General features: G+C 67.4%; 5 protein-coding genes and 1 pseudogene. 1 reads left to right on the top strand and 5 read right to left on the bottom strand.

All coding sequences use genetic code 11. From position 1 onward, the window contains the following. Window positions 1-327, bottom strand: a pseudogene (locus G4D87_RS29730) (hypothetical protein); the annotation flags it as partial. A gap of 732 nt (window positions 328-1,059) precedes the next feature. Between G4D87_RS29730 and G4D87_RS29725 the strand changes: the two are divergent. Next, window positions 1,060-1,560 carry a hypothetical protein gene (locus G4D87_RS29725; RefSeq protein ID WP_163786077.1) on the top strand — a complete coding sequence of 167 codons (501 nt, stop codon included), beginning with the start codon at window positions 1,060-1,062 and terminating at the stop codon, window positions 1,558-1,560. A gap of 427 nt (window positions 1,561-1,987) precedes the next feature. On the opposite strand, the gene G4D87_RS29720 is transcribed toward G4D87_RS29725, so the two are convergent. From G4D87_RS29720 to pglZ, 4 genes are all read right to left on the bottom strand, one after another. Beyond that, window positions 1,988-2,674: a hypothetical protein gene (locus G4D87_RS29720; protein ID WP_163786076.1), complete on the bottom strand. Its 687-nt coding sequence runs from the start codon at window positions 2,672-2,674 to the stop codon at window positions 1,988-1,990. A gap of 98 nt (window positions 2,675-2,772) precedes the next feature. Beyond that, entirely contained in the window at window positions 2,773-4,869 is a 2,097-nt protein-coding gene (locus G4D87_RS29715; protein ID WP_163786075.1) for a DEAD/DEAH box helicase, read from the bottom strand. A 6-nt stretch (window positions 4,870-4,875) separates the two neighbouring features. Continuing rightward, window positions 4,876-6,213 (bottom strand): BREX system ATP-binding protein BrxD, encoded by a 1,338-nt coding sequence (gene brxD / locus G4D87_RS29710; RefSeq protein ID WP_163786074.1) that lies wholly within the window; start codon window positions 6,211-6,213, stop codon window positions 4,876-4,878. Beyond that, window positions 6,210-7,653 (bottom strand): BREX-2 system phosphatase PglZ (gene pglZ, locus G4D87_RS29705; RefSeq protein ID WP_163786073.1); only part of this gene is annotated, 1,444 nt, incomplete at its 5' end. The genes pglZ and brxD, both read right to left, overlap by 4 nt.

Raw genomic sequence — 7,653 nt, 5'->3', positions numbered from 1 at the left:
CCCTTTCCCCAAGGCCACCATGGGCTCCAATTGCACGAAGCCTTCGTCGTTGCCCGTGCCTCTTCGCGGCAGCAGCGTCAGTGTCGCCGCGTCCATTCGCAGCAGGTTCGTCCATGGCGGCGTCGAGTCGGACGGGGCGGGCGGCGATGGCGCCTCCTCGGGCAGCGCCGCTCCCGCTTCTTCCTCGCCGGAAGACTCGGACGAGATGGCCTCCTCCAGCCTGCGGACGGTGGCGTCGAAGTCCTCCGGAGCGACGACCTCCTGCGCCCACCCCGCCCCGGGCAACAGCCACAGCAACACGACGGCCCAGCGCCAACGGATGAACATCAACGCCTCCTGTGAAAGGCCCCGGCAGGGGCGATAGGGACACAGGTTCCCCGTTCGGTCCGACAGGGGCGTCGGGCCGCGGGTTGGCCGCCCCAGGGGTGGACAGACGTGTCACGTGAGAGACGCCAGGGCGTTCCGGCTCCGCACACGATTCCAAACGCATGAAATGGGAATGACTGATGGAAGGGCTCATCAGTGCCCGGCAGTGGTTCGGACGTCCAAGAAGGCACACATGTTGATCGCTCTCGCGGAGGTGGCCTCGCCCGTTCCAATCGAGCAGGCTGTGGTGTTGATGGTCATCAGGAAGCGCGGGGTTCTGGTCATCGAGGACCGGCGTTTGGGAGCTCCGCGGCCAGGAGCAGCGCTGGGAGCAGCCGAATATTCAAGGAGCAGGAGATGAGCCGGTGGAGTCCAGGGCCGCGCGCGGCCTGACAGCATGACCGCCACTCCCCCGCTCTGGTGCGCAAAGCGCCTCGGACGAACAGCGAAGCTTTGCCGCACTGCGCCTCACTCTCACGCGCCCTCCTCACGAAATCGCAGACACCCAAGTACGCATCAGGCCTGCCGTCGAGGCCACCTATACACCCTCCGTCGGTGAAGTGCCCCAGCGGGTGTCTCCCGGGAGGTCCGGCAGGGTGAAGTCGTGCCATTCTGCGACATGTGCCAGGTCCAGTTGACGCCCATGCTCTGCCCTCTCCACACTCCTGCCCCGAGTCATGAGGGGATTGCTTCATGATGGATGATTTCATCGCGATCCTTCGCCGGTACGGCCCGGATGGCTCAGCAACCATCCAGGCGTCCTCCAGGGAGCGGATCGCGCATTTCACGAACCTCGTCGGCCGCGAACTGCCGCCACGGTATGTGGAGTTCTTGCGGAAGATGGGAAGCCTTGAGCTTCTCTCCGTGAGCTTCGACCTCGACGCGCTCATCGAATGCCTTGAATCGAAGGCGTGGCGTCCGCCTCCGCGCTACGTCTTGGTGGCGCTGGAATTGAAAGACCCCTACCTCGACTACTACCTCGACCTCGACTCGCCCAACGAGGATGACTTTGGGGTGGTCCGGTTCGAGACCGGCGGCGACGCAGCGTTCGAGGGGCGCGTCCACCCAAGCTACCACTCGCTCAGGGACATGCTGTTTCTCCCTCGGTTTCATGTCCAAGCGGTTGAAGCCCCTGCCCCTCCAGACGACGCTGATGCGCTCCTTCACCAAGCAGCCCACCGACAGTCCTCCTGATGCGGAGCAGCTTGAGGAACTGAAGCAGGTCGCTCTGAAGCTGGGGTTCGAGTTCCTTGCACAAACAGGCCCCTCCTGCCTGCTGCTTGACTGCGAGGACGCCGCAATCTACGCACCCGCCCGCCCCGGGGTGGGCTCATCGTAGTGGTCGCCTCAACGGACAAAGAGGGGTTGTTGAAAATCACGGAGGTGCTGCGTGACAAGGCCCACTCCGTCTGATTCCCGCGGGCCCTCTCTGCCAACGTGAGTGAGACAGTTCATACTCGGTAGTTTAGTGTGGAGGGCGCGGCAGGCAGGGACGATGAATCCGGTGGTGAACGTCATCGACGGACGCGAAGGGACACAATCAACCCTCCGCGTCATCGCCCAACCCCAACCACCCGCCTCTCCACTGCGCAGCAAGCCGGCCGCAAGGAGGGCGTCAAACTCACTCGCTACTGCCGAGCTTGTTCTCGAATCCCCGTTTGCCCCAGAGCTTCGCAAGCTTCTTGCTGGGCCTGGGATAGCGGCGAGGGTCCTGAGAATCGAGCGTTCCTACCGCATCGACGGCCATCGAGACCTGCCCGACGCCGAGCTTCAGGTTCCGGGCGAGTTCCTTGATGGCATCAGCCCGACCAGACCTATCTGAGCGGTGAGCGAGGTGCAGTTCGATGGTCTGGTTCATCTCGGCATCGGTCCACTTGTGCTTCACCATCCCCCCGTCTTCCTGGCCCATGGCAACCGGGTTCACCGCCGCACGTAGAAGTGCAGTCACGGCCGCCGTTCTGCCCTCTTGCTTCATTTGCTTGATCTCGGGGACCTGCGACAGCAGCAGATCGAGAAGCAACGCCTCTTGAGTCCCCAGCAAGCTGGGAAGCACGACAACAAGCTCAATCCCTTTGAAGAGCGCCGTCGCCCCCGGATTCACCTGCTCGCCGATGAACTCGTTCAGAAGCTTGGCCGATGTAACGGCGAGATCGATGACGACCACCTTCTCCGCTGCGGCAACCTCTTTCAGCTCAGAAGGAAACCGTTCCGCGACAGGGACGACGTCCGCATAGACGAAGCTGAAATCGGTCCGCTCAAGGAACCAGCTCAACGTCTCGGAATCGTGACAAGGAATTACAGGAGTCATCAGGTGCCCTCTTGATGGATGACGGCAGCGTCGCTTGATATCGTCGTCGGCTCCATCCAGGCAGCCCCTACTGCCCTACATCCAACAAAGCCGCTCATTCAGCTTTTCAGGATATCCCTGACAGACGGGGCATCAGTCAATACGCTCGCGGTGAAGATGGCCTCCAGCCTGGGCGGCAGGCAGGGCTCGAACTTGGATAGGCGCATTCCCCGGGGGGCGGACCCCAATGCGATGGCGTCCTCGCGCGTGGGCCTGCCCTCCTGGCGCAGTCGGGCCAGCGCCTCTCGAACAGCGACCTCGCTCTCGCCAGCCCGACCCTTGAGCCCGAGCGACAGGTTGTTGGCCGTTACCCGCTCGCCCAGGACGGACTCCAGGACCCGCCCCAACAAAAGGTTCGCCTTCAGTCCTCCAAAGGTCCACAGCCGCATCCCACCCGGCTCGGCTTCCAGCGGAAGCGGGTCCCCCTCGAGAAAGCCGTAACCCTCCCGCGCCTGCTGGAGCCGCTCCCGTGCCCGCCGCGACCACCAAGGGTCCTCCTCCCGGCTCGTCAGCACATCCCGAATGGCGAGGCACAGCTCGCGGTGGAGCACGGTCCCCATCCCCTGCCAACGCGCCGGAGCCCCGTGTTCCGCCGGCTGGACGTAGACGATGCCCCGGTTCCACTCCACGGCCGTCGCCCGCCAGGAGCGGGCTCCGAGGGTGAAGACGAGCTTCTCCGGCGTCTCCTGCTCGGCGAAGTAGGCGTCGATGGTCCCCACCTCCTCCTGGCCCCACAGCACCCGCAGCACGGAGGGCGTGGAGAAGACGGCATACAGCTCGGTGAAGTTGCGCGCGCCATAGAGCTTCTCGCCCTTCAGCCCCAGCCCCAGCCGGCCGCCGTCACGGAACAGGATGCCCTCGGCGAGCATGTGCTCCAAGAGTTCCCGCCGGTCCTCGGGCGTCAGCCCGCTGAACGGCGTCGCCTGGGAAACCCACCCCCACCAGTCGCTTTCCGGGAGGCCCTCCTCCTGGATGCAGAGCGCCAGCAACTGATGGGCAAGCAGGTGCGCGGCGTACCGCCGAGGGCGCACGGGCTCCACGAAGCCGGCCTTGTAGAGGCGCAGCAGCGCCGCGGTCTGGACGAGCGATTCCTCATCCGTCGCAAGGAAGGTGCAGTTCGGGTTTGTCCCTGGTCGGCGTCCGGAGCGCCCCATCCGTTGCAGGAAGCTCGCGACGGTGGACGGGCACCCCACCTGGAGAACGTGGTCGAGGTCGCCAATGTCGATGCCCAGTTCCAAGGCGCTCGTGGCGACGATGACGCAGTTCTTCCCCTGGGCGAACGCATCCTCGGACCTCCGGCGCTCCGCCACCGACAACGAGGAGTGGGTGACGTGCGTCTCGACGCCCAACCCGCGCAACGCGGTGCCCACGGCCTCCACCCCGCGCCGGCTGTCCACGAAGACGAGCCGCTTCTTTCCCGGATGGAGCCCGGCGATGACCCGCGCCGCATTCTCGCGGCTCCCCACGAAGTCGAGCATCAGCTGGGGCTCGCGGTTGAGGCCCGGCGCGCGAACCAGCGCCCCCTTCCGCTCCGAGGAGCCCGCAGCCCAGGCGAGGATTTCCTCCGGATTTCCCACCGTCGCCGACAGCCCGATGCGCTGGATGTCCTTGCCGCAGAACCTGGAGAGCCGCTCCAGGAGCGCGGACAGGTGCCCCCCCCGGTCATCCGCCACGAAGGCGTGGATTTCATCGATGACCACCGCGCGCAGGTTCTGGAAGAGCCGCCGGGCCGGCACCTTGCGGCTCATCAGCATCACCTCCAGCGACTCCGGCGTGGTGAGCAGGATGTCCGCGGGTTCCTGGATGAAGGCCCGACGCTGGGACTCGGTGGTGTCCCCATGCCAGACCGCCGCGCGCCGGCCGATGAGCCTCGCATAGGAGGAGATACGCTCCTCCTGGTTGTTCAGCAACGCGCGAATGGGCGCCACATAGATGACGGAGACCTCCCGCCAGTCCTCCGCGTCCATCCGGGAGAGCAGCGGGAAGAAGGCGGCCTCCGTCTTTCCTCCAGCCGTGGGCGCGAGCACGACGCAGTTCTTCCCGTCGAGCACGGGCCCGATGGTGAGCTCCTGCACCGGGCGCAGCGACTGGAAGCCGAGCCCGTTGACAATCTGGTACTGGACCGCGGGGCTGAGCCGCGAGAAGGCCTCGCTCACGCCGCCCTACTCCGTCCCCGCGGCGTCCAGGTCGAGCGCGATGTCGTCGGCACTGCGCTCGATGCCCGCGGCGGCCCGCTCGTCCGCGCTCATCTCGTTGGCGGCGAGCTGCAGCTCGTAGTGCACGGCGGGGTCGAAGTCCGGATGCTCCTCGACCCGGTCGAGCACGTCGCCCACCAGCTTCTTGAGGAAGAGCCGGGGCGCGATCCCCACCTTGCCACCGAGCTTCCCCGCGGTCTTCCGGGCCAGCGCGGCGATGAGTGCGTCCGGGATGCGCGCGGCAACGCCCTCCGGCGAGGCCGTGGGGTACAGGTCGCGGATGCGCCTCCCCACCTCTATCAGGCGGTCCTCGTCAAAGGGTAGGAGGCGGATCTGCACCGCCCGGCTCGAGTCGAAGCGAGGCTCCGCCGCGAAGTCCACGTGCAGCCGCTGCTCCAGCGGGGGCAGGCGCCGCGCCCCCTGCGGCCCCTCGAAGAAGGCCGGCGTGCCCGTCACCATCAGGTACAGGCCCGGGTAGCGGCCACTGTCCACCTCATCCAGGAGCTGCCGCATGGCGTTGAGACTCTTCTCGCGCACATCCCCACGCATGCGCTGGATGGTCTCCACCTCGTCCAGCACGAGAAACAGGCCCCGGCGCCCCGTCTGCTGCAACAGGGACAGCAGTCCCCGGAGGAAGCCTCCGGCGCCGAAGTGATCGATCTCCCCCTTCAGCCCCGCCTTGCGCTTGATGTCGGCGCTGACGTTGGGCTGCCCCATCAACCACGCCAGCAGTCCCTCGGCGACCGCGGCATCCCCCTCCACCCGCGCCCGGTGGCAGGCGCGGAGGGCGGCGGCGAACTGCGGCTGGGTGGCGCTCACCTTGCTTAACCGCTGCTCGAGCAGCTCACCCACGGCGGTCGCGACGGCCGAGGCGTCCTCCGCCGGGAACCCCGGCCGGGCAAGCACCTCCTCCTCCAGGGCGTAGAACCAGCGGTCCACGAGCGAGCGAAAGGCCCCCTCCTCCCACTCGCGGGTCCGCAACGACTCCAGGGCCCGGCGGTACACCGTCTCCATGCGGTGCAGCGGCGTCTCGGTCTCGGAGATCTGCACCTCGGCGGTGGCGAACCCGGCGGCTTGGGCCCGGTGCTGCACCCAGCGGGCGAAGAACGTCTTTCCCGTGCCGTAGTCCCCCCGCACGGCCTTGAACACGCCATGCCCGAGCGCGGCCCGGTTGAGTTCCTCATCGATGGCCGCGACGTACCGCTCCAACCCCACCGCTAGCGTCTCGATGCCGCGCCGGGGCACCGTGCCATTGCGCAGCGCGGAGACGATCTCCCGGCGCCGGACCAACGTGAGCTCGCTCACTTGCCACCCCCGAACATCTGCTTCAAGGCCTCCACGTCCAACCGGACGAGCTTCTCCGCCTCATCGAAGAAGGCCACCGGCTGCCCGTCCAGGTTGAGCCACTCCGCGAGCTTCGTCACCGCACCGCGCACCCGGAAAGGCAGCTCGCCCGTGCGCTGCGCGAACACGTCCGGAGGCATGCGCCCCTCGTGCTCCACCAGCACCTCCACCCACGGGATGATCTTCTCCTCCAGCTCCTCACGCTTCTTCCCCGCCACGTCCTTGAAGAGCGGCGACTTGCGCAGCAGGGCGCCCTCGGGAGTAGACGGCGCCTTCTGCTTCGCGGGCGCACGTTGCGGCTGCGCACGGGAGGCCGGCGCCTCGTGGGCACGCGGGCCCGGAACGGGCGGCACCTGGAAGGCGAAGGTCTCCTGGTTGGGAACCGCGGGCAGCGGCATGGGCGCCGGAACAGGCACCGGGAGCGGGCTCTGGACGGGACGCACCTCGTAGTCCCACCAGCGCGGACGCGGGAAGGAGACGACCTCCACCTCGCGGTCCTCGTGGCCCTCGGCCTCGTACTTGCGCGCCAGGGACTCGGACGCCACCAGGAGCGCGGGAGCGACGACCTCAGCCAGGGACGCACCTCCGTGCTCCCCCTCGTGAGACGTGGCGCCGTAGCTGTCCGCCTCCCGGAAGAGCAGCGCCACCCGCTTCTTGCCTTTGGGGCGCCACACCGCGTCCTCCGAGAACACCACCTCGTTCGGGTGCGCCGATTCCTCCTCGCGCAGGGTGCGCCAGCGCGCCCCTCCCGCCTCGACAGGAACGGCGACGCGCGACATCCGCGAGCCCGGCACATGCCCGTGGTCCGCCACCATCAGGACGGCGCGTCCCGCATCCGCCGCTGCGTCCAGCAGGTCCTTCAGCGGCTTGATGGTCTGGAGCCGGTACTCCACCCGCATCTGACGGCCGCCCTTGAGCTGCTCATCGATGGCGTTGACCACCAGCGCAACCACGCGCTCCTCCGTCAGCACCAGCTTGCGCGCCTGCTCGGACACCGCGCCATTCGGCAACTGGACGTCCTGGCGCAGGAGCAGCCGGGGCAACACGCCGATGAGACGGCTCAACCCGGGGTGCTCAGCGAAGCGATTCGGGTCTCTTCCGGTGTCCGCCGACTCCCCTGGGGCCAACAGCCGACCCGCGAAGAATGCAGAGCGACTGACCTCCGTCACGGTGGGGAGCGCAGCAATCATGGGCGGAAGCAATGCCCGTGCAGCAGCCCCCTTGGGCCGCCAGCGGACCGGGGCCACCTGGTGTGACTCCAGGTCCATCATCAGCTCCACCGCGTTGGCCCACGCCATGCCGTCGAGCAGCAGCACCAGCAGCTTGCGGTGCGCGCCTCCATCGAGGAACTGCACGGCGAAGCGGTCCAGCGCCGTGTCGATGGGCACCACCCGGTCCGCC

The sequence above is a fragment of the Myxococcus vastator genome, from assembly GCF_010894475.1.
Lineage (GTDB): Bacteria > Myxococcota > Myxococcia > Myxococcales > Myxococcaceae > Myxococcus > Myxococcus vastator.
Note: the sequence above shows the minus strand (reverse complement) of the source record. Positions and strands in the feature narration are given on the sequence as shown.

Excerpts from the sequence above, each read along its gene's own strand:
- G4D87_RS29720 (WP_163786076.1), bottom strand. The coding sequence starts at position 2,674 with ATGACTCCTGTAATTCCTTGTCACGATTCCGAGACGTTGAGCTGGTTC.
- G4D87_RS29725 (WP_163786077.1), top strand. The coding sequence starts at position 1,060 with ATGATGGATGATTTCATCGCGATCCTTCGCCGGTACGGCCCGGATGGC.